The organism is Acidovorax radicis N35 (assembly GCF_000204195.1).
In the GTDB taxonomy this organism is placed as follows: Bacteria; Pseudomonadota; Gammaproteobacteria; order Burkholderiales; family Burkholderiaceae_C; genus Acidovorax; species Acidovorax radicis.
In genome coordinates this window covers 523,261-549,216 of the sequence record NZ_AFBG01000018.1, presented here as the reverse complement: position 1 = coordinate 549,216, position 25,956 = coordinate 523,261, and the positions used below count along the sequence as shown (strand labels likewise).

Annotated in this window: 21 protein-coding genes and 3 tRNA genes; 15 read left to right on the top strand and 9 right to left on the bottom strand. The window is 64.4% G+C overall.

From position 1 onward, the window contains the following. The first annotated feature begins 28 nt into the window (after positions 1–28). The 10 genes from ARADN35_RS27860 to ARADN35_RS0108100 all read left to right on the top strand — a co-directional run bounded on the left by ARADN35_RS27860 (position 29) and on the right by ARADN35_RS0108100 (position 9,539). Positions 29–511: a hypothetical protein gene (locus tag ARADN35_RS27860; protein ID WP_139019182.1), complete on the top strand. Its 483-nt coding sequence runs from the start codon at positions 29–31 to the stop codon at positions 509–511. Positions 512–1,063: 552 nt separating this feature from the next. Further along, positions 1,064–2,530, top strand: coding sequence for a TolC family protein (locus ARADN35_RS0108140; protein ID WP_010460941.1), 1,467 nt, complete (start codon positions 1,064–1,066; stop codon positions 2,528–2,530). Between the two features lies 1 nt (position 2,531). Then, positions 2,532–3,926 carry a multicopper oxidase family protein gene (locus ARADN35_RS0108135; RefSeq protein WP_010460939.1) on the top strand — a complete coding sequence of 465 codons (1,395 nt, stop codon included), beginning with the start codon at positions 2,532–2,534 and terminating at the stop codon, positions 3,924–3,926. Positions 3,927–3,947: 21 nt separating this feature from the next. Continuing rightward, on the top strand, positions 3,948–4,439 hold the full coding sequence (locus ARADN35_RS0108130; RefSeq protein WP_029413698.1) for a cupredoxin domain-containing protein: 492 nt from the start codon (positions 3,948–3,950) through the stop codon (positions 4,437–4,439). A 157-nt stretch (positions 4,440–4,596) separates the two neighbouring features. Next, the gene (locus tag ARADN35_RS0108125) at positions 4,597–5,115 is read left to right on the top strand and encodes a DUF411 domain-containing protein (RefSeq protein WP_050812486.1); all 519 of its coding nucleotides are present in this window, start codon (positions 4,597–4,599) and stop codon (positions 5,113–5,115) included. Next, positions 5,112–5,477: a copper-binding protein gene (locus ARADN35_RS0108120; RefSeq protein WP_100199400.1), complete on the top strand. Its 366-nt coding sequence runs from the start codon at positions 5,112–5,114 to the stop codon at positions 5,475–5,477. Before ARADN35_RS0108125 ends, ARADN35_RS0108120 begins: the two co-directional genes overlap by 4 nt. A gap of 77 nt (positions 5,478–5,554) precedes the next feature. Then, positions 5,555–6,562: a P1 family peptidase gene (locus tag ARADN35_RS0108115; RefSeq protein WP_010460930.1), complete on the top strand. Its 1,008-nt coding sequence runs from the start codon at positions 5,555–5,557 to the stop codon at positions 6,560–6,562. 182 nt (positions 6,563–6,744) lie between these two features. Continuing rightward, positions 6,745–7,542, top strand: coding sequence for a lectin (locus ARADN35_RS0108110; protein WP_010460927.1), 798 nt, complete (start codon positions 6,745–6,747; stop codon positions 7,540–7,542). A gap of 10 nt (positions 7,543–7,552) precedes the next feature. Beyond that, the gene (locus tag ARADN35_RS0108105) at positions 7,553–8,083 is read left to right on the top strand and encodes an EF-hand domain-containing protein (RefSeq protein WP_010460925.1); all 531 of its coding nucleotides are present in this window, start codon (positions 7,553–7,555) and stop codon (positions 8,081–8,083) included. Positions 8,084–8,216: 133 nt separating this feature from the next. After that, the gene (locus ARADN35_RS0108100; RefSeq protein WP_029413695.1) at positions 8,217–9,539 is read left to right on the top strand and encodes a TAXI family TRAP transporter solute-binding subunit; all 1,323 of its coding nucleotides are present in this window, start codon (positions 8,217–8,219) and stop codon (positions 9,537–9,539) included. A gap of 98 nt (positions 9,540–9,637) precedes the next feature. Here the strand turns inward: ARADN35_RS0108100 and ARADN35_RS0108095 are convergent, their stop codons facing one another. Further along, positions 9,638–12,070, bottom strand: coding sequence for a DUF1631 family protein (locus tag ARADN35_RS0108095; RefSeq protein ID WP_029413694.1), 2,433 nt, complete (start codon positions 12,068–12,070; stop codon positions 9,638–9,640). A 60-nt stretch (positions 12,071–12,130) separates the two neighbouring features. Continuing rightward, complete coding sequence (gene ettA, locus ARADN35_RS0108090) at positions 12,131–13,792, bottom strand: energy-dependent translational throttle protein EttA (RefSeq protein ID WP_010460919.1); 1,662 nt, start codon at positions 13,790–13,792, stop codon at positions 12,131–12,133. A gap of 243 nt (positions 13,793–14,035) precedes the next feature. On the opposite strand from ettA, the gene ARADN35_RS0108085 reads away from it, so the two are divergent. The 4 genes from ARADN35_RS0108085 (at position 14,036) to ARADN35_RS0108070 (ending at position 19,690) form a co-directional block, all read left to right on the top strand. Further along, positions 14,036–15,871 carry a DEAD/DEAH box helicase gene (locus ARADN35_RS0108085; RefSeq protein WP_029413693.1) on the top strand — a complete coding sequence of 612 codons (1,836 nt, stop codon included), beginning with the start codon at positions 14,036–14,038 and terminating at the stop codon, positions 15,869–15,871. A gap of 67 nt (positions 15,872–15,938) precedes the next feature. After that, entirely contained in the window at positions 15,939–16,523 is a 585-nt protein-coding gene (locus tag ARADN35_RS0108080; protein WP_242421392.1) for a Rossmann-fold NAD(P)-binding domain-containing protein, read from the top strand. A 51-nt stretch (positions 16,524–16,574) separates the two neighbouring features. Then, a complete protein-coding gene (locus ARADN35_RS0108075) occupies positions 16,575–17,684 on the top strand; it encodes an endonuclease/exonuclease/phosphatase family protein (RefSeq protein ID WP_050812485.1) in 1,110 nt (369 codons plus the stop codon). A 131-nt stretch (positions 17,685–17,815) separates the two neighbouring features. After that, on the top strand, positions 17,816–19,690 hold the full coding sequence (locus tag ARADN35_RS0108070; RefSeq protein WP_029413690.1) for a M14 family metallopeptidase: 1,875 nt from the start codon (positions 17,816–17,818) through the stop codon (positions 19,688–19,690). Between the two features lie 271 nt (positions 19,691–19,961). Here the strand turns inward: ARADN35_RS0108070 and ARADN35_RS0108060 are convergent, their stop codons facing one another. Then, positions 19,962–21,716: a cation:proton antiporter domain-containing protein gene (locus ARADN35_RS0108060; protein ID WP_010460908.1), complete on the bottom strand. Its 1,755-nt coding sequence runs from the start codon at positions 21,714–21,716 to the stop codon at positions 19,962–19,964. 206 nt (positions 21,717–21,922) lie between these two features. On the opposite strand from ARADN35_RS0108060, the gene ARADN35_RS0108055 reads away from it, so the two are divergent. Then, positions 21,923–21,999 (top strand) — tRNA-Arg (locus tag ARADN35_RS0108055). 141 nt (positions 22,000–22,140) lie between these two features. Here ARADN35_RS0108055 and ARADN35_RS0108050 read toward each other — a convergent pair. The 6 genes from ARADN35_RS0108050 to pgsA form a co-directional block, all read right to left on the bottom strand. Continuing rightward, positions 22,141–22,344: a hypothetical protein gene (locus ARADN35_RS0108050; protein WP_010460906.1), complete on the bottom strand. Its 204-nt coding sequence runs from the start codon at positions 22,342–22,344 to the stop codon at positions 22,141–22,143. 190 nt (positions 22,345–22,534) lie between these two features. Then, positions 22,535–22,610: transfer RNA gene (locus tag ARADN35_RS0108045), tRNA-His, on the bottom strand. Between the two features lie 49 nt (positions 22,611–22,659). Continuing rightward, on the bottom strand, positions 22,660–24,591 hold the full coding sequence (locus tag ARADN35_RS0108040; RefSeq protein WP_010460903.1) for a SurA N-terminal domain-containing protein: 1,932 nt from the start codon (positions 24,589–24,591) through the stop codon (positions 22,660–22,662). 60 nt (positions 24,592–24,651) lie between these two features. Further along, a tRNA-Val gene (locus ARADN35_RS0108035) sits at positions 24,652–24,727 on the bottom strand. Between the two features lie 15 nt (positions 24,728–24,742). Further along, entirely contained in the window at positions 24,743–25,015 is a 273-nt protein-coding gene (locus ARADN35_RS0108030) for an HU family DNA-binding protein (RefSeq protein WP_008906675.1), read from the bottom strand. A gap of 366 nt (positions 25,016–25,381) precedes the next feature. After that, complete coding sequence (gene pgsA / locus ARADN35_RS0108025; RefSeq protein ID WP_010460895.1) at positions 25,382–25,948, bottom strand: CDP-diacylglycerol--glycerol-3-phosphate 3-phosphatidyltransferase; 567 nt, start codon at positions 25,946–25,948, stop codon at positions 25,382–25,384. Between the last annotated feature and the right edge of the window lie 8 nt (positions 25,949–25,956).

The window sequence follows — 25,956 nt, the reverse complement described above, 5'->3', positions numbered from 1 at the left end:
TTGTCGCCTGCCGCCGTATCATGGAGGTATGCGTCGCGGCTTGTATTTCATGTTGATGGTGGTGCTGGTCCTCAGAGGCCTTGCTGGCTCCGCCATGGCCGCCGGGGTATTGCCTCCTCTACAGCCCATCGAGGTGCTGCAGTCGCAAGAACACAGCCACCACCCAGTCCCTGGCGAGGCGCACGCCACCCCACCCATGCAGGGAACTCTCCAGTCCACACTGGCCATGGATGCGGGAATACCGGACAGTGGACATACACCCGCTTCGGACCATGACCATGCCGAGCATGCTGCGGCAGCGTCCCCGTGCGATGGCGGCGTGGAAGGTTGTACCGCGCACGACCACCACTCCGCAGCCTGCTCGGCTTGCGAAATCTGCCACTCTTCCATGCTGGACGCGCCTGCCGCGCTGACACCAACCCACCTCTCCACAGCGGCCCCGCAGCCCCTGGCCGCCGCGCAGTTTGACAGTGCCCCTGCGGCGCTGGCCATCAAACCACCCATCGCCTGACCTCCGACGCCCGAAGTGCGTCTGCCGTCGCCTGAACCCCCTCGACCAAGGGGCTTTCAGGCCGCAACGCCATGTCCTGTTCGTTCGTTGTCTGGAGATCGCCGTGCGCGCCCCTGTCTCACCTTTCCTATTGTCATTGCGGCGGAGAGCTGCATGCCTTGCGCTGCTGACGCCTGCGCTTTCACCCCTGCCCTCGCTGGCCCAGGCCCCCAATCAAGCAGGCCGTCTGGTCATCGGGACTGACGCAGCACAACCCGCGGCACCTACAGCCCGGCTGATTCACCCGCCGGTGGCATTGCCCGCTCCTCAGGCCGACTCCAAGCCTTCGCCCCACACCTGGCACGAAGCCAATGAATCCGTCGCGGCCTTCCCGCGCGGCCATGCCGACATCCTGGCGTGGGAAACCCGCGAAGGCACCAAGCCGCCCACCGCAGGCATACCGCGCGGGGCCATGCCAGGTCATGCGCATCAAGACCACCACGGCAGCCATGAGGTCCGAGGTGGCAAGCCCGGAAATCCTCCGCACCACCCCCCGGAAGCAGGGAGCAAGCCATGAACACATTGCAATGCCCTGTCGCACCGGGCAGCAGGCCGCTGCACCGTCCCCTGCGTCTGTCTCTGCTGGGCGCGGCAGTGGTGCTGGCAGGCTGCGCCAGCGTTTCCCCCGACGGTCTGCGCAGCGACGTGGCCGCACTCACCGCAGGTCGCACCGCAGGCATCGAAGCTGCCCTGCCAGCCACCCATACGGGTGCCCGTGAGCAAGCCCAGCAGTCTGTTGATGGCTGGCTGGCCCAACCCCTCACGCAGGACGCGGCCGTGCGTATTGCCCTGCTCAACAACCCCGGACTGCAAGCCCGCCTGGCCGCACTGGGTGTGGCCGATGCAGAGCGCGTGCAGGCCATCACCCTGCCCAACCCGCACCTTGCGCTGGGCCGATTCACGAACGGCCACGAGCGCGAAATCGAGCGCACCCTGGCCTTCAGCCTGCTCGACCTCATCACCCTGCCCTGGCGCACCGCCCGGCAGGCCGAGCGCCTGCAGATCGCCACGCTGCAAGCCGCGCAAGACGTGGTGTCACTCGCCGCCGATACCCGCCGCGCCTGGGTGCGGGCCGTGGCCGCCGAGCAGGTGGCTGCCACGCATGACCGTATGGTCGAAGCCGCAGAGGCCGGGGCCGAACTGGCCCGCCGCATGGTGCAGGTGGGCAACTGGAGCCGCCTGCAGCAGGCCCGCGAACAGGCCGTGCTGCAAGAGGCCACCCGCCAGCGCGCCCGCGCCCGGCTGGCCGCCGCCACCGAACGCGAACAGCTCAACCGCCGCATGGGCGTGTGGGGGCTGCAGACGCAATACCAGCTGGCCAACCAGCTGCCGCCACTGCCCACCACCGCCTTGCCCGCAGACGGTATTGAGGCCACCGCGCTGCGCGAACGGCTGGATGTGCAGGCGGCGCGCCGCCAACTCGACACCCTGGCCACCCGCCAGGGCTGGAGCCGTGCAGGCGCCATGTTTGGCGACATCGGCCTGGCGTACAGCCGGAACACCACCACCGAGCGCGACAGTGGCCACCGCGAGATCACACGCGGTTGGGAGCTGGAACTGCCCCTGCCCCTGTTCGACTGGGGCGGCGCAGCCCGCACCCGTGCCCATTCCGAGGTGGAGCAAAGCGCCGCCCAGCTGCAAGACACCGCCGTACGCGCCCGCAGCGAGGTACGCGCCGCCTGGCTCACCTACCGCACCGCGCTCGACCTGGCGCGCCAGCAGCAGGCCGAGGTCGTGCCCCTGCGCCAGCTCATCAGCGACGAGACCACGCTGCGCTACAACGGCATGCTGGCCAGCGTGTGGGACATGCTGGCCGAAGCCCGCAACAGCACCCAGGCCGTGGCCAACGCCATCGAAGCGCAACGCGACTTCTGGCTGGCCGAAACCGACCTGCAATTGGCCCTCACCGGCACATCGCCGGGCGCCCTGCAGGGCCTCACCTCGGGCGCAGCAGCCTCCTCCACCCCACAAGGCCATTGACATGAACCGCCGCAATTTCTTCTCCGGCGCCGCCACGGCCGTGGCCGCTGCTTCCGTGAGCCGCGTGGCCCTGGCCGCGCTGCCCGAGCCCGCCATGCAGACCAGCGCCGACACCGCCCCGCCGCTGCACCCGCCCACGGGCCGCCCCTACCACCCCGTGGTCACCCTGAACGGCTGGACCGCCCCTTGGCGCGTGAATGCAGGCGTCAAGGAATTCCACCTGGTGGCCGAGCCCGTGGTGCGCGAGGTGGCGCCCGGCTTCCTGGTCAACATGTGGGGCTACAACGGCCAAAGCCCCGGCCCCACCATCGAGGTGGTCGAAGGCGACCGCGTGCGCATCTTCGTCACCAACCGCCTGCCCGAGCACACCACCATCCACTGGCACGGCCAGCGCCTGCCCAACGGCATGGACGGCGTTGGCGGCCTCACCCAGCCCGCCATCCAGCCCGGCAAGACCTTCGTGTATGAGTTTGTGGCACGCCGCCCCGGCACCTTCATGTACCACCCGCATGCCGACGAGATGGTGCAGATGGCCATGGGCATGATGGGCCTGTGGATCACCCACCCGAATGTGGGCAAGGGGGCAACGCACCCCCAGATTGCCAAGGTGCAGCGCGACTACGCCTTTTTGCTCAACGCCTTTGATGTGGAACCCGGCAGCAAGACCCCCAAGGTCAACACCATGCTGGACCACAACATCTGGTGCTGGAACAGCCGCGTGTTCCCCGCCATCAGCCCGCTGGTGGCACGCCAGGGCGAGCGGGTGCGCATCCGCGTGGGCAACCTCACCATGACCAACCACCCCATCCACCTGCACGGCCACGAATTTGAAGTGACCGGCACCGACGGTGGCCCCGTGCCCAAAAGCGCGCGCTGGCCCGAGGTAACCACCGACGTGGCGGTGGGCCAGATGCGGCAGGTGGAGTTCATCGCCGACGAGCCTGGCGACTGGGCGCTGCACTGCCACAAGAGCCACCACACAATGGGTGCCATGGGGCACGCCGTGCCGACCATGATCGGCGTGGAGCACCGGGGCCTGGTGGGCAAGATCCAGAAGATCGTGCCCGACTACATGGTGATGGGCGAGCGCGGCATGGCCGACATGGGCGCCATGGAAATGCCGCTGCCCGACAACACCTTCCCGATGATGACGGGCACCGGCCCCTTCGGCCCGCTGGAGATGGGCGGCATGTTCACCACGCTCAAGGTGCGGGCCGACCAGCGTGCGGGCGATTACCGCGACCCCGGTGATTTCAAGCAACCTGCGGGCGCGGTGGCCTACGAATGGCAGGGCACCCCCGCCAGCACGCCACGCCCTGCGCGCGCTGACACCCCGGGCACTGCACCCGGCGCCGCCAATGCCCGCAAGCCCGCTGCCAGCGGCCACCAGCACTGAACCTTCACATCAGCACACACCATGAAAACTATTAAATTGATAGCTGCTTGCGCTTTATGGATAAGTGCCAGCACCTCTTTTGGCCATGAAAACGCCCATCACACCGCGTCGAACAGCCCGGTGGTCAAGGAGCAAAAGGACTGGGGCATCGCGGGCGACGCCAAGGCCGTGCGCCGCACCATCACGGTCCGCATGACCGACGACATGCGCTTTGCGCCGAATCACATCGAAGTGCGCGAGGGCGACACCGTGCGGCTGCGCGCCACCAACAAGGGCAAGGTGCTGCACGAGATCGTGATCGGCACCAAGGCCGAGCTGGACCAGCACGCCGAGATGATGGCGAAGCACCCCGGCATGGAACACGACGAGCCCTACATGGCCCACGTGGCGGCAGGCAAGACCGGCGACATCGTGTGGCACTTCAACCGCGCCGGGAGTTTTGACTTTGCCTGCCTGATCCCCGGCCACTACCAGGCCGGCATGACCGGCACGATCACGGTGAGCCCCCCCTGAGTCGCTGCGCGCCGCCCCCCCGAGGGGGACGCCACCGGTGGCCTGGCAAAGCCAGTTCCACGGTGGCACTGACGAGAGCCATGCCGGTTTCCACCGGCTGGGGACGGACCACAGAGCCGTGAACCACAAAGACATCAAAGAGCGAAGAAAGGCATCCATGACATACCCGACGACGACAACATCAACAAGCAGCCGCCGCACGTGGCTGACCACTAGCGTGACCTTGCTGGCCGCAAGCGCCCTGCCCTTTGCAGCGACGGCCGCGGCCCCCACACCGCTGGAGGTGTGGAAAGACCCCAACTGCGGTTGTTGCCAGGACTGGGTGGACCACATGCAGGCCAATGGTTTTGCCGTGAAGGTGCACGCCACCGGCAACAACGCCGTGCGCGCACGCCTGGGCCTGCCGCAAAAGCTGGGCTCGTGCCACACCGCCCTCGTCGGCGGCTATGTGGTCGAAGGCCATGTCCCTGCCAGCGACGTGCGCGCTCTGCTGCAACAGAAACCCAAGGCCCTGGGCCTGGCGGTGCCGGGCATGCCGGTCGGCTCCCCCGGCATGGACGGCGCCGTGTATGGCGACCGGCGCGACCCCTACGACGTGCTGCTGGTGGCCCGCGACGGCAGCACCCGCGTCTTCAAAAGCTACAACACTTCCAGCAAACCCAAGGCCACGTCATGATGAAAAAGGCACCACCCCTCTTAACTCCCGCCGCCCCAGTGCTGGCCCTCCTGTTGCTGGCCGGCGCCTCCACCACGGCCCTGGCCCAGCCTGCCGCCCTTGCGACCACCGCAGCTCCCGCCGTTGCGACAGAATCCAGCCCGTTGAGCGAGGGTGAAATCACCCGCTGGGACCCCCGCACCCTGCGGGTCACGCTGCGCCACGGCGAGCTCAAGAACCTGGACATGCCCCCCATGACCATGGTGTTTCGCGTTCAGGACGCGGGCCTGGTGGGCGACCTGAAGCCAGGCGACAAGGTGCGCTTTCGCGCAGAACAGGTCAGCGGTGCCTACCAGGTGACACGGATCGAAAAGGCGCCTTGAAACCCGGCATGCCAAGCAGTGGAACCCCTGACGCGAAGCAATCCCAGCACGGCGCCCGGGCACCATAATCACCGGCCATGAGTTCTCAACACGTTCTGGCTGGCGACGCTGGCAGCATCACCCGCGTGGCGGGCATCGAGGTGGGCCACTTCACCGAAACCCGCCGTCCTACGGGCTGCACCGTCATCATCACCCGCGAAGGCGCCGTGGCCGGTGTGGACGTGCGTGGTGCCGCGCCGGGCACGCGCGAGACAGATTTGCTCGACCCCTCCAATCTGGTGGACAAGGTGCACGCCATCATGCTGGCCGGGGGCAGCGCCTGGGGGCTGGATGCCGCCACCGGTGCCGTGCGCTGGCTGGAAGAGCGTGGCGTGGGTTTTGACGTGGCCGTGGGCCGCCTGCCCATCGTGCCTGCCGCCGTGCTGTTTGACCTGCTGGTGGGGGACATGCGCATCCGCCCCGATGCCGCTGCGGGCTACGCGGCGTGCGATGCGGCATCCACCGCCGACCCGGCCGAAGGCAATGTGGGCGCTGGCACGGGCGCGGCGCTGGGCAAGATCTTCGGCATCCAGCGTGCGATGAAGGGAGGCATTGGCACCGCATCCGTCACGGTGGATGGCATCACGGTGGGCGCACTTATCGCCTGCAATGCCCTGGGTGATGTGATCGACCCCGACACCGCCCAGGTGATTGCAGGCGCCCGCACCGACGACGGCCTGCGTTTGCGCGACACGCGCCGCGCCCTGCTGCGCGGCGACCCGCCCCAGCCCCTGCTGGCGGGCACCAACACCACCATCGGCGTGGTGGCCACCGATGCGGTTGTCACCAAGGTGCAGGCCCACCGCCTGGCGGTGGCAGCGCACGACGGCCTGGCCCGCAGCATCAACCCTGTGCACACCATGTCCGACGGCGACACCCTGTTCAGCCTGGGTACCGGCCGCGCGGGCAAGACCCTGGGCATGATGGTGCTGGCCACCATGGCTGCCGAAGCCACAGCGATTGCCACGGCACGTGCAGCGCGGGCGGCCCGCTCGATCACCACGGCAGAAGGTTTGTACTTGCCGTGGGCCGGAGAGTTGGGGTAAACAGCAACCTCGGGGGCCAGCCAGAGGGTCTCGGTCGCGCCAGCAACGAGCCCATATGATGCAGACACAGAGGGAAAACTCGGACCGCAATGGCTTGGCTCGACCACTTCTGTGGCACAGCGCGCAGGGCAGCTGACACCTGATGCCTCTTGCCCATCTACCTATCGCGACAAGGAGAATCCATGAAAAATCGGACCCGTTTGCGGCACAGCTGGTTGTTGTGCCTGCCTTTGCTCCTGAACGCCCAGACAGCGCTGGCCCAGGACCAGTTTGTGGACCTGCAGTCCAACGGCGGCTACACGTCCTACCGCCTGCCGGACGACACCACCCAGGTGGACCTGAGCGCACAGACACAGGGCGCATGCCGTTTCAACCGCACTTGGGGCTATGACCTGACCAATCGGGAGCTGTGGACCAACGGGGGTTGCGGCGGCCGCTTCCAGATTACCCGCAGCTACGCCTCTGGCAACAGCAGTGGGTCCAACGCTGGCGCAGCTGTGGCCGCGGTGGCCGCCATCGCGGGCCTTGCGCTGCTGGCCAACCACAACCGGCACGACAACGACCGGCAACCCGAGTACCCGGACTATCCCGGCCAAGGTGGCGACTGGGGGCGAGAAGTCCGCGTGGACGGCCGCCTGTGCCTGGACGTGCGGGGAGGCAAGTTCCAGCCAGGCACCACATTGCAGGTGTATGAATGCAACGGCACCGCGTCCCAGCGGTTCGCTGTGGGGCGCGGGGGTGAGATCCGGGTGCGCGACCTGTGCGTGGACGTGGACCGTGGAGACCCGCGCGATGGCGCACGGGTGGTGCTGTGGTCGTGCTCAGGCTCGCGCAGCCAAAGCTGGGCCACCCGGGGCGGCCAGATCGTGAGCCAGCTCACCGGCAAATGCCTGGACGTGGAGGATGGCCGGGTCCGCCAGGGCGCACACACCATGGTCTGGCCCTGCAACCGTAGCCCCAGCCAACGCTGGTGGTGGTAAGGAGGGCCCAATGATGATCACAACCCAAACCCCACACGCTCTGCGCACCATGCGTTTGCTGTGCAGTGCAGCAGCGGCAGGCACCTTCGCTCTGGCTTGTGCATCCGCCGCGCAGGCAGCGGATGCCCCGGTGTCTTCCCCCACATCCCCACCCAAGGTGACCACCACGGCCCAGAAGCCAGCAGCACCATCGCGCGCCAACCGGCTCCAGGCGATCTGCTCGTCTGCTGACATGAACCACGACGGCAAGGTGTCTCTGGAGGAGTTTCACCGGGACATCGTGCAAGGCTGGCACAACCTCTCGCCCGATGCGACAGGCCATGTCCAGCTCTCCGACCTGGCCCAGGTGCCGCGCATGGGCAAAGGCCGCCTGAAGCGACTTGCAGCCGTTGACACGGACAGCGACGGCAAGCTGTCATTCAAGGAAGTCGTTGAAAGCCGCATGGCCTATTTCGACGCGGCAGATACCGATCAGGACGACCAGCTCTCCCTTCCGGAATGTGTGGCTTACGAGCGCCAGCGGCGCGGCAGCAAGCCATAGATCTCAGGAACCCCTGTCGCTCCTGGCCTAATGTGCCTGGAGGGCGTACGCCACAGCCGCATGAGCAACCACGGGGCCTCGGATGGTCACAGAGGCCTCGTGGTTGCTCCACCCCATGTTCAGCACTTATTCCATGTCCCAGGCTTTCCGCAACACACTGCTTTCTCTGCGCGATCTGATCGTGTCAGCCGGTCCTCTCGCATTTCTGGCAGTGGGTTTGCTGGTGCTGGCTTACTGGTGGCTCAACCCCAATCCGCCAAAAACCGTGACACTGGCCACGGGCCCGGCGCAAAGCGCCTACGAGGAATTTGGCAAGCGGTACCAGAAAGCGCTGGCCGTGGACGGCATCGAAGTGCGGCTACTGCCCAGCGACGGCTCTTCGCACAATCTCCAGTTACTGCGGGAAGGCAAGGCCGATGTGGCGTTTGTGCAGGGAGGCACAGCCGAATTGCAGCCCGATGACGCCGACCAGCTGGTATCCCTGGGCAGCCTCTTTGTAGAACCCGTGTGGCTGTTTTACCGCACGGATTCCGCCGAACGTGCGTACAACACACCGCGCATAGACAGCCTGCGGCAGGTGCGTGGCTGGCGGGTCAATGTAGGCTCGGACGGCAGTGGCGTGCCCAAATTGATGGAGCGCCTGCTCGACGCCAACAAGGTGTCGCCAGGCTCCGTGCAGATGTTCCGACTGGAGCAGACGCCCGCCACCGTGGATTTTCTGGCAGGCAAGCTCGATGCGCTGGTGTTTGCATCGGCCCCGGAGTCGCTGATGGTGCAGATGCTGCTGCAGACACCCGGCGTACAGTTGCTGGACTTTGCCCAGCACGAGGCCTATGCACGGCGCTTTCCGTTCCTGACGCCCGTCACGCTGCCTCGCGGCGTGGTGGATCTGGCCGCCAACGTGCCCACACGGGATGTGCGGCTGGTGGCATCCACCACCTCGCTGCTGGCACGCGATGCCACACACCCGGCCCTGCTCACGCTGTTTGCGCAAAACGCGCAGAAGCTGCATGGCGGATCGGGTTGGTTCAACCGGGCCCGGGAGTTCCCCAACTCACGCAACAGCGAGCTGCCAATGGCCAAGGAAGGCGACCGGGCCATGAACGAGCCGGTGCCGATGCTGCAGCGCTACCTGCCGTTCTGGATGGCAAACCTGATCGAGCGCATGTGGCTGGTGCTGGGCATCCTGCTGGCGATCATGCTGCCACTGTCGCGCGTCGTGCCACCGCTGTACCAGTTCAGGGTGCGATCACGCGTTTTCCGCTGGTATGGCCGGCTTCGTGAGATTGAAAACGACATGGAGGCTGGCAAGGCAGATTCCGCAGAACTGCTCAAGGCCCTCAATGCACTGGAGGCACAGGCCGAAAAGGTGAGCGTACCGTTGTCCTACGCAGACGAGCTGTACGCGCTGCGCAATCACATCCACCTGGTGCGCAAAAAGTTGCTCCGCAGCTGAGTGCACCAAGGCGCATCGGTGGATTGAGCGCCTCTTTTCGGGACAGCAGGTGGTGCGAACCGTCAACGTGATTTCGGAACGCCTGGAGGGCGCCCGCACTAGCGGGTCTTGAAAGACTTGGAGCCCAGCGAAGCCACTTTGGAGGAAGGGGCGCCGCTGGCCGCCTTCCGGGACGATCCTGCCGCAACAGCGTCCAGAACACGGGCTGTCGTGGGCACAGCCGGAACCACCCGCAAGGAGCCATCCGCAGCCAGCTTATCTCGCATGCGCCGGGTCATGGACTGCGTGCTTGCATCGGGTGCGGTGAAAAGGAATAACGTGCCGTGCGGGCTTGCCCAGGTGAGTTGCGTGCGCACGACCCTGCCATTGGTGACCAGCTCGACCCACGCGCCAATCACAAAATCAGCATAGGGATCCGGTGCATCCACGGGCACCTGGGCGCTGTCTTCAGGGGCAGCGGCAGAAGATGGTGCTTCTGCAGGTGCGGCTTCGACCACCACCTCGGGCTCTGGCTGTGGCACCGGCACTGGCGCGGGGGCAGGCTTTTCAAAGGCCGACTGGTGCAATCCCACCAGCCGTTGCAGAAACGCGCTGGTTTGAACTGCGGGGTAGTTGATGGTCTTGAGCCCCTTGCGCAGCTTGGCCAGCAGGCCGGGGATGGCCTCGTTCAGGCGGTCTGGCTCCTGGCGGGTCAGGTTGGGTTGTGAGCTCCACAGCAGCACCGGCACCAGCGCCAGGTAACCGCCGGGATCTTCGTCCTGGCCATCGCCCCCCTTCAACACCTGCGCCAAAGCGATCACGTCAGCCCAGGGGCCGGCAGCAAAATCGAGCACGTCGGCAGGGACGTTCTCCAGGTCTGGCAACCTGCGGATGTCTGCCGCCGTTTTTTCGGCCAGCATTTCCCGCTGCTCCGCCTGCAACAGGGCTTTTTGCTGCGCCTCCTGATGGGCTTTGATCTTCTGTTCCTGGGTCTCCCAGGCAGACTGCAGGGCCTTGAGTACGGTATCGAAAGGCCCTGCATCCTTGATTTCGTTGGCGGTCAGGTGATCCACCGCCCCTTGGACCAGTCGCATGAAGCGGCTGAACCCTGGTGTGGACTCGGCAGTGAAGGCCAGGCTGCGCTGCGTCAGTTCGTCGAGCAAACGGCGTGCAGGATGAGATCCATCGGTGAAAAACCGCCCGTCGTGTGACACCAGTTGCTTGAGCGCGGGCTCAAGGCTTTTCACGGCCTGCTGCACGGGCGGCAACAGGCGGGCATCCTGGGCAATGTTCTGCATCATGCGGCCGACCACTTCCATGGCCATCGCCGGTGACTGGGTGGCCGCCTCCATCGGCATCGCGGCGTAAACCACGGGGGCCACGCCAGGTCCCCGCCACCCCGTCAAAGGTGCCGACAGCGAAGCCGCCTGGCTGCCACTGGCCAGCCTGCCCACCAGGCGTTCGAGCTGGGCCATGTCCTCGATGGCTTCTGCAGCAGCCCCCGCAGGAAGATAGCCACCATGGGCCGCCACTTGCGCGCCGCCCGCGCCAGCGGGCGCCACCCAGACGGGCTGCAGCGCTACCGGCTGTGATGGCATGGCACCATATGCACGCGGGTCAAAGGGATCGCCGCCTGCCAACATCTGGCGCAGAATTCCCACCGTCAGCAGTGCTTCTTCTGCAGCTGCGCCAGGCCCCATCTGCGATTGCATGGAGTCGCCGCTCCAGCCTGTCGATGGGCCGACGCCCCGACCGTACCCGGTGGTGCCATAGTCACCCATTGGCGTAGCCATGGAGTTGCCATAGCCTGAGTAGCCGCCACCATAGCCGGTGCCCATCCCGGTATTCGGGCCGGCGCCGCCATAGCCGCCGCCTCGGCCAGAATTGCCAGCGGGAGTTCCCAGCACGGCGTAACCCACGGGTTGCACCCCGTGTTCGCGCAGGCTCGCCGCCGTCTTCTTGTATTCATCCACCAGCAGCTTGCCCAAAAGGTCACGCATGTGCTGCATCCACAGCTGGCGCACTTCCGGCGACACACCGGTATCGCCAACAACCTGCTGAAGGGCGCGGATATAGCTTTCGGGACGCAGTGGATTGCGCTCGGGCTGCACACTGCGCAGCCCCTGCGCGGAACTCACCAGGGTATTGAGTTCTGCGAGCACTGCATCGGTGGCATGCAGCGCCGACTGCTGCGCCTTGGAGAGCTCCACCTGCGCCTGCATCTCGTTCTCATCCATGAGCGAGAGCTCGCCAAAGTCCATCCCAGTGTCTTCGGCCGAGCTGCGGCCTTTGGCCGTAGACGGGCCTTCGGCAAAGATCTCCAGCAGGGCCATGGGGTAGCCCTTGACCAACGCCGCTTCGTGCTGGTTCAGAAACCTCAGGCTGTCGCTGACCAGATTGCGCTGCTGGATATTGCGGACGACAGACTCCTCGCCGGTCAAGGCCCCTTGAGTAACCTTGACCAGCTCCTGCATCAACGCCTCGCCCCCACGCACGGCGTTGACGACACAGGCGCGAAAAACAGTTCTCGAACGAGAAGCGGACTGGGACATGGTGGGGAGGAATCGATCGGACGACAGGTTTCCAGATGCAATGCTACTTGACCTGACGCCTTATTTGAGGGCTTTGAACCTCATTCGCTTGGGTTTTGCACCCTCTTCACCCAGTCGCTTCTTCTTGTCGGCCTCGTACTCCTGGTAATTGCCGTCAAAGAACGTCCACTGGCTGTCACCTTCGGCGGCCAGGATGTGTGTGGCGATCCGGTCCAGGAACCAGCGATCGTGGCTGATTACCAACATGGTGCCGGCAAATTCCAACAACGCATCTTCCAGAGCCCGCAGAGTTTCCACGTCCAGATCGTTGGAGGGTTCATCCAGCATCAGCACGTTACCGCCGGCAATCAGGGTCTTGGCCAAGTGCAGGCGACCGCGCTCCCCCCCGGAGAGCATGCCGACCTTCTTTTGCTGATCGCCGCCATTGAAGTTGAAACGTCCGCAATAGGCGCGGCTCGCCATCTGGAACTTGCCGACGTTGAGGATGTCGAGTCCGCCGGACACGTCTTCCCACACTGTCTTGTCGTTGGACAGGTCATCACGGTGCTGGTCCACGAAGGCCATCTTGACGGTGGAGCCAATGACGACCTCACCCGAATCCGGCTTTTCCTTGCCGGCGATCAGCTTGAACAGCGTGGACTTACCGGCGCCGTTGGGCCCGATGATGCCAACGATGGCGCCTGCAGGAATGTTGAAGCTCAGGTTGTCGATCAACACACGGTCGCCAAAAGATTTGGTGACGTTCTTGAACTCGATCACCTGACTGCCCAAGCGGTCCGCCACAGGGATGAAGATTTCGTTGGTTTCGTTGCGCTTCTGGTATTCGTAGTCGCTCAGTTCCTCAAAGCGGGCCAGACGGGCCTTGCTCTTGGCCTGGCGGGCCTTGGGGTTCTGGCGCGACCACTCCAGCTCCTTCTTCAGGGCCTTGGCGCGGGCTTCTTCACCCTTTTGTTCGGCTTCCAGACGGGCGCCCTTCTGGGTCAGCCAGTCGGAGTAATTGCCCTTGTACGGGATGCCGGAGCCCCGGTCCAGTTCCAGAATCCACTCTGCGGCGTTGTCGAGAAAGTAACGATCGTGGGTGATGGCCACCACGGTGCCCGAGTAGCGCTGCAGGAATTGCTCAAGCCAGTCTACCGATTCGGCATCCAAGTGGTTGGTTGGCTCGTCGAGCAGCAGCATGTCAGGCTTGGACAGCAGCAGTCGGCACAGGGCCACGCGGCGCTTTTCACCACCAGAGAGCACGCCAATGTTGGCGTCCCACGGAGGCAGGCGCAGCGCGTCGGCAGCAATTTCAAGCTGGTGTTCCGAGTCGGTACCGGCGGTGGCAATGATGGCTTCCAGCTCGGCCTGTTCGGCGGCCAGCGCGTCGAAGTCCGCATCTTCGGCGCCGTAGGCGGTGTAGACCTCTTCCAGACGGGCCTTGGCGGCAAATAGCTTGCCCATGCCCGCTTCCACGCTCTCGCGCACAGTTTGCGTGGGGTCGAGCTGGGGTTCCTGGGGCAGGTAACCGATGTTCAGGCCCGCCATGGGGATGGCTTCGCCTTCGATTTCCTTGTCAAGGCCCGCCATGATCTTCAGGAGGGTGGACTTGCCCGAACCGTTGGTACCCAACACGCCAATCTTGGCACCTGGGAAAAAGCTCAGGGAAATGTCTTTCAAAATCTGCCGCTTAGGGGGCACGATCTTGCCGACGCGATTCATGGAAAAAACGTATTGGGCCATTGAGTGTCAAACCTGCAAAAGTGAGCAGAAATTCTGCGTGCAAACCGAGATTATCGGGCCATGCGACAATACCCACCGTAGCGGGCTCCAGTTGCCTGCCACATCAGCACACTGCTGGGGACGAAGGAAGCATCAGCTTCCAGGCTCCCACCCTTGAACCTCGTCGGCTTGAGACTGGCTCGGCAACCCCCCGGTTGTACGACAGGCCGATACCCAGCGCCCCGGATGGGCGCATTCAACGACATGACATTTGACGAACTGAACCTGGCTCCTGCCATCCTGAAGGCCGTGCACGAAACGGGCTACGAAACCCCCACGCCCATTCAGGCCCAGGCCATCCCCGCCGTTCTTGCAGGCCACGACCTGCTGGCCGGCGCGCAGACTGGCACCGGCAAGACCGCCGCGTTCACCCTGCCCCTGCTGCACCGCCTTTCGCAAAGCGCTGCGCCCAAGAACAAGTTCGGCGGAAAGGGCATCCGTGCCCTGGTGCTGACGCCCACCCGCGAGCTCGCCGCCCAGGTGGAAGAGTCCGTGCGCGAATACGGCAAATACCTCGACATCAACTCTACCGTCGTCTTCGGCGGCGTGGGCATGAACCCGCAGATCGACCGCATCAAGCGAGGCGTGGACATCCTGGTGGCCACCCCCGGCCGCCTGCTGGACCTGCAGCAACAGGGCTTCCTGGACCTGTCGACCGTGCAGGTGCTGGTGCTCGACGAAGCCGACCGCATGCTGGACATGGGCTTCATCCACGACGTGAAGAAGGTGCTGGCCCTGGTGCCCCGCGAAAAGCAGAGCCTGTTGTTCTCGGCCACCTTCAGCGACGAGATCCGCGACCTGGCCAACACGCTGCTCAAGAACCCCCAGAGCATCCAGGTCACGCCCAGCAACACCACGGTGCAGCGCATCACCCAGGTGATCCACCCCGTGGGCCGCGGCAAGAAGAAGCAAGTGCTGCTGCACATCATCCAGCAGCACAACTGGAGCCAGGTGCTGGTGTTCACCCGCACCAAGTTCGGCGCCAACAATGTGGCCGAGTTCCTGACCAAGAACGGCGTGAACGCCATGGCGCTGCACGGCAACAAGAGCCAGTCCGCCCGCACGCAGGCCCTGGCCGGCTTCAAGAGCGGTGACATCCGCGCCCTGGTGGCTACCGACATCGCGGCACGCGGCATCGACATCGACGAGCTGCCACACGTCGTCAACTACGAAATCCCGAACGTCTCGGAAGACTACGTCCACCGCATCGGCCGCACCGGCCGTGCCGGCAACAGCGGTGAAGCCGTGAGCCTGGTCTGCATGGACGAAGAAGGCTTCATGATGGACATCGAGCGCTTCACCAAGCAGCAGATCCCCGTCCAGATCATCGAAGGCTTCGGCCCCGACGCCGGTGAGAAGGCCGAGCCCATCGCCATGGGCCGCCAGACCATCTGGGGCGGCGCAGGCAAGCCCCCGAGCCGCGACGTGATGCAGGCTGCCGCCAAGGCCGCCCGCAGCGAAATGATGGAACGCATCCGCACCAACAAGGCAGGCCAGGGTGCTGGCGGAGGTGGTGGCGGTGATCGCGGCCCCCGCCCTGCCGGCGGTGGCAATGGTGGTGGTGGCCGTGGCGGCCGCGCTGGCGGCGGTGCCGCAGCCGGCGGCGGTGGTGGTGCCAATGGTCCGCGTGGCGGCCGTGCGGGTGGCGGCGGCCAGGGCGGCGGCGCACGCGCTGGCGGCCAGGCTCCTGCACGCGGCCGTTCCGGCGGCGGTGGCAACGGTGGCGGTGGCGGCTATGAAGGCGGCAACCGCTACGATGATTCGCAACCCCCACGCGCCAATGCCCACCTGGGCACGCACATGGGCCATGCAAACCCGGGCCACCGCAACTCCGGCCATGCCGGCGGTGGCGCTGGCGGCCAACCCGACCCGATGCGCACGAGCGTGGACAGCATGGGCGGCGGCGGTCGCCGTGGCGGTGGTTATCGGGGTGGCAACGGTGGAGGTGGCGGCTATGGCGGAGGCGGCACGGGTGGTTCTGGTGGCAGGGGCAACGGGTCTCGTGGGCCGGGCGGTTCTCGCGGCTCTTTTGGCCGCTGATCCGTCAGCATCCGAAAGCACAATCAACGTAAGCGCAGCGCCCTGCAACGAGGCGCTGCCGCCTGAGGTGCATGCACTGCATGCCCTGGGTCGGCGCACGCCGGATATCCAACACCCACGGCTGCACCTGCACGCCGTGGACTTTGCAGCACTGGCGGCCAAGCCCGCCCTGCGTGGCCTGCCGCATGTGGACGACGTGTACATCACGCTCGGCACCACCATTGCAGCGGCCGGCAGCCAGCAGGCCTTTCGCGCCGTGGACCAGGATGCGGTGATCGCCACCGCGCGCACGGCTCTGGCGGCTGGTGCCTCCCGCTGCGGCGTGGTGACCGCCATGGGCGCCGACGCCCGCTCCCGCATCTTCTACAACCGCGTCAAGGGCGAGGTCGAGCAGGCGCTCCAAAGCCTGGGCTTCACCACGCTGGTGATCGCACGCCCCTCCCTCCTGCTGGGCGAACGCCAAGCCCTGGGCCAGGCCGCGCGCCCCGCAGAGTCCTTGTCCATCAAGGCCTTCAAGCTGCTGGACCCACTGATCCCTGCCAACTACCGTGCCCGCCCGGGTGTCGATGTGGCCCGAGCCCTGGTCCATGCTGTACAGACACGCCCGGCCGGGCTGCACGTGCTATCAGGCAGCGCACTACAGGCCTTCTGATTTGCCGCCTGGCCCCGGGCTGCAGCAGCTCCTTGTGCGATGCTGTGGCCCATGCGCCCCAACGACCTACCCCAGCCCCTGGCCACTCTGATGGTGGCCACCTGCAATGTGCTCAACCTGGCCAATCCCGGCCGCCTGTTCTACGAGAATCAGGACCCCTACAGCCAGACAGAGTTTGATCGCAAGCTCACTTGGCTGGGCGACCGGTTTCGCATGCTCAATGCCGATGTGCTGGCCGTACAGGAGGTGTGGGACGACGCCGCCTTCAAGGGCGCCCTCAGCCGCAGCGGCCTGCGCTATGACTTCGTGGAGGTTCCCGGGGCGGAGAACGATGTCACGCATGGCGGTGCACAGGGTACCCCCCGCGTGGGCATCGCCACACGGCTGAAAGTGGATGCCTTGCAATCGTTTGCGGAGTTTCCACCGGGCTTCCAGGTGGACGTTCCAGGCCTGGGCCTGCATACGCGCTTCGAACGGCCGCCACTGGTTGCCACCTTGCGCATGAAGCATGGACAGTGCCTGAATGTGCTGACGACCCACCTCAAATCCAAGCGACCCAAGTTTCTGCAGGATGCGCAGGGCAACCCGGCCGAAGACCGGGACGACCGCAAGGTCATGGCACTGGCATCGCTGCGCTCCCTGATCATGCGGGGCGCCGAGGCCATGGCACTGCGCTGCCTGGTCATTGACCTGCTGCACCGCACCAGCGTGCCGCTCGTGGTCATGGGCGACTTCAATGACACGCCCGACAGCGTCACCACACAGCTCATCTGCGCCACCAATGAGATCGCCTATGACCGCTCGGCACGCGATGTGGCGCTGTTTAATGCCTACGATCTGCAGGGCGATGCGGCACTAAAGAAGGACGTGGCGTATTCACACATTCACCAGGGCTCGCCCAGCGTGCTCGACCAGATACTGGTGAGCGAGGAGTTCGTGCACAACGGCAGGAACAGCGTGGGCGATGTGAGGCGCGTGGACTATTTCAACGACCACCTCCACGAAGGGCGTGATCGCACCCGCTCGGACCACGGCTTCGTGCGCGCACTGCTGCGCTTGAAGATGGCGCCGCAGACGGATCCCTTACCCACGCCGCCCACCCCCGCCACGGCGGCTGCGACCCAGCCCACCAGCCCACTCCCTCCTGCCCCAAAATTGTGACGCTGTAGAGGGTTTTGGCTCCTTCATCATGGGTTTGCAACGGGATGTACGCTGACACGGCATGGCATTGGCGGGCAGGTAACATCCACGTAACAAAGCCGTCCCACCAGGGCCCAATGGCAAAGATCACCATGAACATGCACTCCACCCGCCACAGCGCCTCACCAGAAGCCTCTTCGGCCCAGCCCCCACACGCCCACCGGCTGCGGATGCCGTGGAAGGCATCTGCACTGCTGGCAGCCGCGTTGCTGACGGCGTGCTCCAGTACTCCGCTGCCCCCATGGCCATCCACGCCCGCAACACGAACGAGCGCACCGGCCCCGTTGCCCCGCGTACAACCAGGTACGGTAGTGCCCGCGCCCTTGGGCCAGGCACCCCAGGCTCAGGCGCAGCGCCAGGGTGCGGTAGCCAGCCCCTTGCCGCCGCCCGCCCCGCTGGTGGTGCAAAACGAAGGCCCCATGGCGCCCCCCTATGGCGCGGCGGTGGCGGCTCGGTTCCCCGATCCACCCATGGCATACAGCACGCCCGGCCTGGGGCCGGACCGCAGGGCCTTCACCACCAATGCCGAACTCGGCCAATGGCTGCATGCGCTGGCCGACCCTGCGCCCCGCAGCTCCACGCGCACGAAGCTGCTCAACTTAGGCACGTCGCAACGCGGAGAACCCATTCTGGGCCTGCTGGTCACCCGCGCCACGGGCACCGAGCCCGCCAACCTGGACACAAGCGGTCGGCCCACGGTGGTCATGATCGGCCAGCAGCACGGAGACGAGCCCGCAGGCAGCGAGGCGCTGCTGGTGATCAGCCGCGAACTGACGCAGGGCCTGCTTGAACCTTTGCTGGACAGGATCAACGTGGTGGTGGTGCCCCGTGCCAACCCCGATGGTGCGGCCGTGGGCACCCGGGTCACAGCGAATGGCGTGGACATGAACCGCGACCACCTGCTGCTGAACACCCCCGAGGCCCGTGCGCTGGCCAAGGTGGTGAACGACTACCGCCCTATCCTGGTGGTGGATGCCCATGAGTACACGGTGGTGGGCCGCTACCTGCAAAAATTCAACGCCATCCAGCGCTACGACGCACTGCTGCAGTACACCACCACGGCCAACTACCCCGAGTTTTTGACCAAGGCTTCGCAGGAGTGGTACCACCAGCCCATGGTCGCGGCACTCAAGACCCAGGGACTGACAAGCGATTGGTACTACACCACCTCCACCCTTCCAGACGACAAGCGCGTCTCCATGGGCGGCACGCAGCCCGACACCGGCCGCAACGTGAATGGCCTGAAAAACACCGTGAGCCTGTTGATCGAGACACGTGGCGTGGGCATCGGGCGCATGCACATCCAGCGACGCGTGCACTCGCAGGTCACGGCCATCACCAGCGCCTTGCGCAGCACCGCCGAGCGGGCGGCCAACCTGGAGCAGGTTCGTTCGTTTGTGGCGCGCGACGTGAGCGCCCAGGCTTGCCGCGACCAGGTGGTGGTCGAGGCCGCCGCCACGCCCACCCAGCGCGAACTGGATTTCCTCGACCCCGAGACAGGCGCAGACCGCCTGATCCGCGTGGACTGGAACTCATCCCTCACCTTGCGCCCGACAAAAACCCGTGCCCGGCCGTGTGGCTACTGGCTGTCGGCCAGCTCTACCGCCGCCGTCGAGCGCCTGAGGCTGCTGGGCCTGCAGGTGATGCGCGTGGCCGAGCCAGGTTCTGCGCTGGCCGACATCTACCGCGAAACGGGTCGGGATTCCGGTGACCGGCAGGACGTGATCGGCACCATCGCAGGCGGTACGGGCATCGTGCGCGTGCAGGTGTCGCCCGTACGCAGCGCCATCGACGTGCCAGCCGGCAGCTTCTACGTGCCCCTGAACCAGCCCCGCGCCAACCTGGCCGTGGCCGCGCTCGAACCCGACACGCAGAACAGCTACTTCGCCAACCACCTGATCGATGAGCTGGCGAATACCGCACGTGTCATGGCGCCCCCCGCCCTGGTATTTGAAGATACCAATTAGGACGTTCTGGAACTTCACGCACGCGGCCCAACCGATGGCTCGACGTGCTGATGCAGCGCCCCGCCGTGCAACGCGGGCTGGAAGTAGCCAGAGACTTGCGCACGCCCCTGACCGACGAACCACGCAAGGTGTTGCGGCACGCGTGCGGGAAGGCGCAGGAGCTGGGCCGGCCAGATTGAGCGTGCAATCACAGTCACCATCGACAGTCACTATAAAAATAGTAGTTATTGCCGCTTACCTATCAAGCGCCAGCGGCTAAAAACACTGGGATTCAGACCCGACTGTGTAGCGATGCAGGGCTGGTGTGTCGCGCACGGCGTGCTTCGGTACGCTCCAGCACATGGTGGGCCATGGCCTGGGCCAGCGCTTCATCGGCCAGAAACACCGTGCTGTCGCACTCCTGTGCCAGCCGCCGCGCTTCATCTCCGCTGTGGCTGCGCACCACGGTTTCGATATGAGGGTTCAGTGTGCGCGCGGTGGTGATGATCTGCCGCACATTCAGGGTATCTGGCGTTGCAATGACCAGCATGGCGGCCCGGGCGATATGCGCCTGTATCAGGACGGCAGGGTCCACGGCGTCCCCAAAAACTGCCGCGATGCCAGACTCCCGCAACGACTCCACCAGTTCACGGTTTTGCTCGGCCACCACAAACGGGATGTCGTTGGCCACCAGCAGGTTGGCAACGCGGCGCCCCACCCTGCCGTACCCCACCAAAACCACCTGCCGTGCAAGATAGCGGGCGTCAGTGCTCATGGGCAGTTCGGCCAGGGGATCGTCGCGCTGCTCCAGCCGCCGCGCCAGTGCCGAGCGAGCCCGCAGCCAAGCCTGCAACGGTGCAATGGCATGAAAGAGCATCGGATTGAGCGCCATCGAAATCAGCGCCCCTGCCAGCACCAGGCTGGCCCCTTCGGGCGGCAGCAGCCCCAGCGATGCACCCAGTGCCACCAGGATGAAAGAAAACTCCCCGATCTGGGCCAGGCTCGCCGAGACCGTGAGCGCCGTGTTCAGCGGGTAGCGGAATGCCAGCACCAGCGCCGCCGCGGCCAGTGTCTTGCCCAGCATGATGATCGCCACCACCGCGAGCACCTGCAACGGCCGGTGCCACAGCACGGCGGGATCGAACAGCATGCCCACCGAGACAAAGAACAGCACGGCAAAAGCGTCGCGCAGCGGCAGGGACTCTTGCGCAGCCCGGTGGCTGAACTCCGACTCGCGCATCACCATGCCGGCAAAAAACGCCCCTAGCGCAAACGACACGCCAAACAGCGCTGCAGACCCAAACGCAATCCCCACCGCAGCAGCCACCACACACAGCGTGAACAGTTCCCGCGAACCCGTGCGTGCCACCTGCCAGAGCACCCACGGAAACAGGCGGCGGCCCACTAGCAGCATCAGCGCAACAAAGCCCCCGACCTGCAGCAACGTCCATCCCAGGGTCTGCCACAGCACCGCACCATCCACACCCTGGGTGGTGGCGCCGTCCCCGCCTCCCACGCTCCCCAGCCAACCAGCCAGCGGCGGCAGCAACACCAGCACCAGCACCATGGCCAGGTCTTCCACCACCAGCCAGCCCACGGCAATCCGGCCGGTGTGGCTGTCCAGAATGCCCAGGGTTTCCAAGGCACGCAAAAGCACCACCGTGCTGGCCACCGAAAGCGCCAGACCAAACACCAGGGAGCCACCCAGCCCCCAGCCCCACCAACTGGCCAAAGCCATGCCCAGCGCTGTGGCCACCATCATCTGCACCACAGCCCCGGGCACCGCAATCTTGCGCACGGCCAGCAGATCACCCCAAGAGAAATGCAGGCCGACGCCAAACATCAGCAGCATCACACCAATTTCAGCCAACTGGCTCGCCATGGCGGCATCTGCCACAAAGCCAGGCGTATATGGCCCGATGACCACGCCCGCCAGCAGATACCCGATCAACGCCGGCAACCGCAACCGAGCCGCCACAAAACCCAACGCCAGGGCCAACCCGAGCGCGGCAGCGATGGTATGGATGAGCGTGACGCTGTGCGGCATGGTGCGGGCGACGGATCAAGGAAAAACGTTGGTGGGTATGTGACCTTGTTATACCCGCATCCGCCGTGCTTCTGCTACTGCCAATATCAGGATGGTCATCGCAGGGAAGGCTCCGGCCGCAGGTTATGATTCGCGCTCTGCGCCACGGCGCGGTTGCGGAACGCTCCGCAAAGCAAGTAAGCACATCTTCGCCGAAAGCCTGTTTACTGCCCGTAGCTCAACTGGATAGAGCAATAGCCTTCTAAGCTATAGGTCGGGGGTTCGAGTCCCTCCGGGCAGGCCAGCTCCCCCCGCTCAGCGGAGCCAACCGCTTTTCCCAACCCAACCGCGCAACACGCTTCAAAAAGCAACGGCAACACAGCCAACGCTTTTTAAGAGCCAGTTACCTGGGCGCACTAACTCGCGCACCAGAACACCCGAGGCACTACCGGTTTGGCTGCGGGACTGCCGCGTAGTTCATGGCAATGGCCTGCACCACTGCTCCAATGAGGGCGCCATCACTTGCACTCTGGGGCAAAACTTCTCGCACGATCTGGACCGCGTATTCGAGCTGCTCCTTGGCAAGGGCTGCAGACATGGCGTTGCCACGTTTCTCACTGGGCGACGCATCGCGGATCACAAGGCTCATTGAAGGCTCCAAAAAGGTTTAAGGCACAGTATGCGCTGTGCACCATGCACTCCACCGTGCACAACCCGAATCACATCAAAGAAATGCAGATCGCGGATTGGCCAGATGGTCATTGCCCTTAGAGCGCCCTTATTTTGAAGCCCCAAAACAAAAAAGCGCCGCAACAATTGTTGCGGCGCTTTTTCTGATTTGGGGTGGCTGATGGGGCTCGAACCCACGACAACAGGAATCACAATCCTGGACTCTACCAACTGAGCTACAGCCACCGTAGCTTTGTATTATAGCTTGGGATTTTGATCCCTACAGCCAATTTACTTAATTTTCTGCCGCCGCTTGTACGGTGGCTGAAGGCCGAGGTGTCTTGATCTCGGCCTTGAAACGCTTTTTGAGCATCTCGTAATACGCCTGCCCTTCAGCGGACGCCCACCATTGCATGTATTGCTGGCGCTCCTGCTGCGCGCGCTGTCCTTCAGGGGCGGGACGAGGCACGATGCGGTTCACCTTCACCACGGCATAGCCGTCGGCCCCCAGGTCCACACCGACCCAGGCAGGAAGGGCATCCGCGGCTGGCGCATGCAATGCGGCATCAATCAAGGGCCGAGGCAGGTTCTGAACCTGTTCCCGTGAAATCTGCACAGGAGCGCCCAAGCCGCTGGCGCTTGCCGGGGTGGCCTTCCACGCAGCCAACTTGGTTTCACCTTCCTTGCGGGCCAGCTCCGAAGCCTTCTGCCCGATATGGAGCTCACGCACACGAGCACGCACTTCGTCCAGGGGCAGGGTTTTGGCGGGGGTGTACTGCACCACACGGCCCGCAGCCAGCTGGCTCGGACCTACTTCCACGGCTTCGGTATTGCGCTTGTTCTGCAACGAATCCGAAGAGAAGAGTGCCTCCAGAAACTTGGGGTTGGCCAGCGGTCCGACTGCACCGGGCGCCGGCGCCCGGGTAACGCCGGAAACAGTCTGCACCTTGAGCTTGAGCTTCTCGGCCACCGGCTTGAGGCTGTCTGACTGTTCGTACACGCTATTGGTGAACGCCTCGGCCACTTCCGCAAATTTGCGCTGGGCCTGCTGCTGCTTGAGTTCTGCCTCCATGGTGGGACGCAGTTCTTCGAAGGAAGGCTGGCGCGGAGCCTTGATGTCGGTCAACTGGATGATGTGGTAGCCAAAATCGGTCTCCACAACATCGCTGATTTCGCCTTTCTTGAGGGCAAAGGCGGCCTCCTCAAACGGCTTGACCATGGCACCACGCCCGAAGAAATTCAGGTCCCCGCCTGCTGTGGCCGAACCCTTGTCGTCCGAAGCCTTCTTGGCCACGTCCGCAAACGTGGCTGGCGCCTTGCGCACCTGCGCCAGCAGTTCCGTGATGCGGGTCTTGGCCTTCTCGCGGTCCGCAGAAGAGGCATCCTTGGGGGCATTGATCAGGATGTGGCTGGCCCGACGTTCTTCTTTGCCGGCCATCCGCGCCACATTTTCCTTGTAGTAGGTGCGCAGATCGTCTTCATTGAGCGTGATTCCCGAACGCACGCTGTCGAGGTCCAGTACTACGTATTCCACCGCAGCCTGCTCCAGCTGCAGGAACTGGGCGGGATGCGCCTTGTAATAGGCCTCCAGATCCGCATCCGTGGTCGCGACCTTGGTCGAGAAGTCCGTGGATTTGAAACGTACTACCTGAATTTCTCGCTGCTCGTAAAGCGGGTCGAGTGCAAGCTTGACCTGGGTATTGGTGCTGAACGCTGTACCCATCACGCCACCGATGACCTGATTGATCGACAAGTCGCGGCGCACATTGGCCTCAAAACCTTCAGGCGTCAAACCTTGCGTACCCACCAATGCTCGGTAGGCTTCTGCGTCCAGCGTACCGTCAGCACGCTTGAGCCCGGCGATGGCGGGAATCTCCTGCAGGCTGCGCGCCAGGCGCGCATCACTCGTCACCAAGTGCATTTCCTTCGCCGCAGCAGCCAACACGCGGTCGCGTACCAGACGCTCCAGCGTGGCGTAGCGGGCCTGTGGCGAGTCAAGAAGCTTGGGATCGACCGAGGGAGACTGCGCACGCATGCGGTCAGTCTCCACGCGATGCGCGTTGTCCCAGTCGGTCTGGTTGATCTTGTCGCCATCGACACGTGCCACCACAGGGCTCTTTTCAGAGAAGTAGTTGCTGTCAATGCCTACCAGCACAAACGATGGAATGATCAGCAAGAACAATAAGATCATCACGATCTTGGAGTGCTTGCGGATGGATTCAAACATGGTCGATCTTTCAGAAGGCAAAAAACAAAAGGCGAACTTGCGTTCGCCTTTGTTCGGTGATGGTGGGTCCTGACGGTCTCGAACCGCCGACCTACTCCGTGTAAAGGAGCCGCTCTACCAACTGAGCTAAGGACCCCACCTAAACTGATCCTCAGTTCAAGGCATCTTTCAATGCCTTGCCAGGACGGAACTTCGGAACTTTAGCAGCTTTGATTTTAATCGTAGCGCCCGTACGGGGATTGCGGCCCGTGCGAGCAGCACGCTTGCCGACCGCAAAGGTGCCGAAACCGACGAGCGAAACGGTGCCGCCCTTCTTCAGGGTCTTCTTGACGGCCTCGATCGTGGATTCCAGGGCACGAGCAGCAGCGGCCTTGGAGATGTCGGCGTTGGTAGCGATGTGCTCAATCAGTTCGGTTTTGTTCACAAGAAGCCTCTCGGAAAAGAGTTGATGGAATGTCTCGCGGATATCTGGTCTTCACACGTCCGAAAGCGCAGCCGAAGGCTGGTTGAAAACAGACGGGGGAATGACTGGCATACACAGCAGTGGCTGCTGCATCAGATTAAAGCCATCGAGTTTCCGGGTGTCAATACAACACGCTGGTTTGGCGCAGCGTTGGGATGAATTCTAGTCGTATTTCACGCTGCGACAGGGCTTGTGGGGCGTTTTTGTCTCAAACACGCCGTATGGGCAGCACTCCGTATTGACACCCCAGTTCCGACAATGCAGCGAGGGCGATTGCACCCAGTATTTACACGCCGAAGCGCTGGGGGATGCGGCATCCACCCCGTGCTATTTCACACGCGCCCGGATTTCTGGCAGCGCCTTCTGCAGGTAATACACCATGGACCAGACCGTGAGCACCGCCGATGCCCAGATCAACCAGGTGCCCCACACCCCCGTGTCAATCACGCCAAACAGGCGGGCGTCGTACAGCAGGAACGGGATGGCCACCATCTGCACCGTGGTCTTGACCTTACCGATCATGTGCACGGCCACACTCTTGCTCGCGCCGATCTGCGCCATCCACTCGCGCAAGGCCGAGATCGCGATCTCGCGCCCGATGATGATGAGGGCCACAAATACATCGGCACGCTGCAGGTGCACCAGCACCAGGAGCGATGCACACACCAGAAATTTGTCAGCCACCGGGTCGAGGAAGGCTCCAAAGGACGAGGTCTGGTTGAGCTTGCGCGCCAGGTAGCCATCCAGCCAGTCGGTGGCGGCAAACACCACGAACATCACCGTCGCAATCAGGTTGCGTGTGGCTGGGTCCAGCGGCGCGTAGAACACTCCCACGATCAAAGGTATCGCGACGATGCGCGTCCAGGTCATCAAGGTGGGGATAGTCCAGAACATGGCGGCGA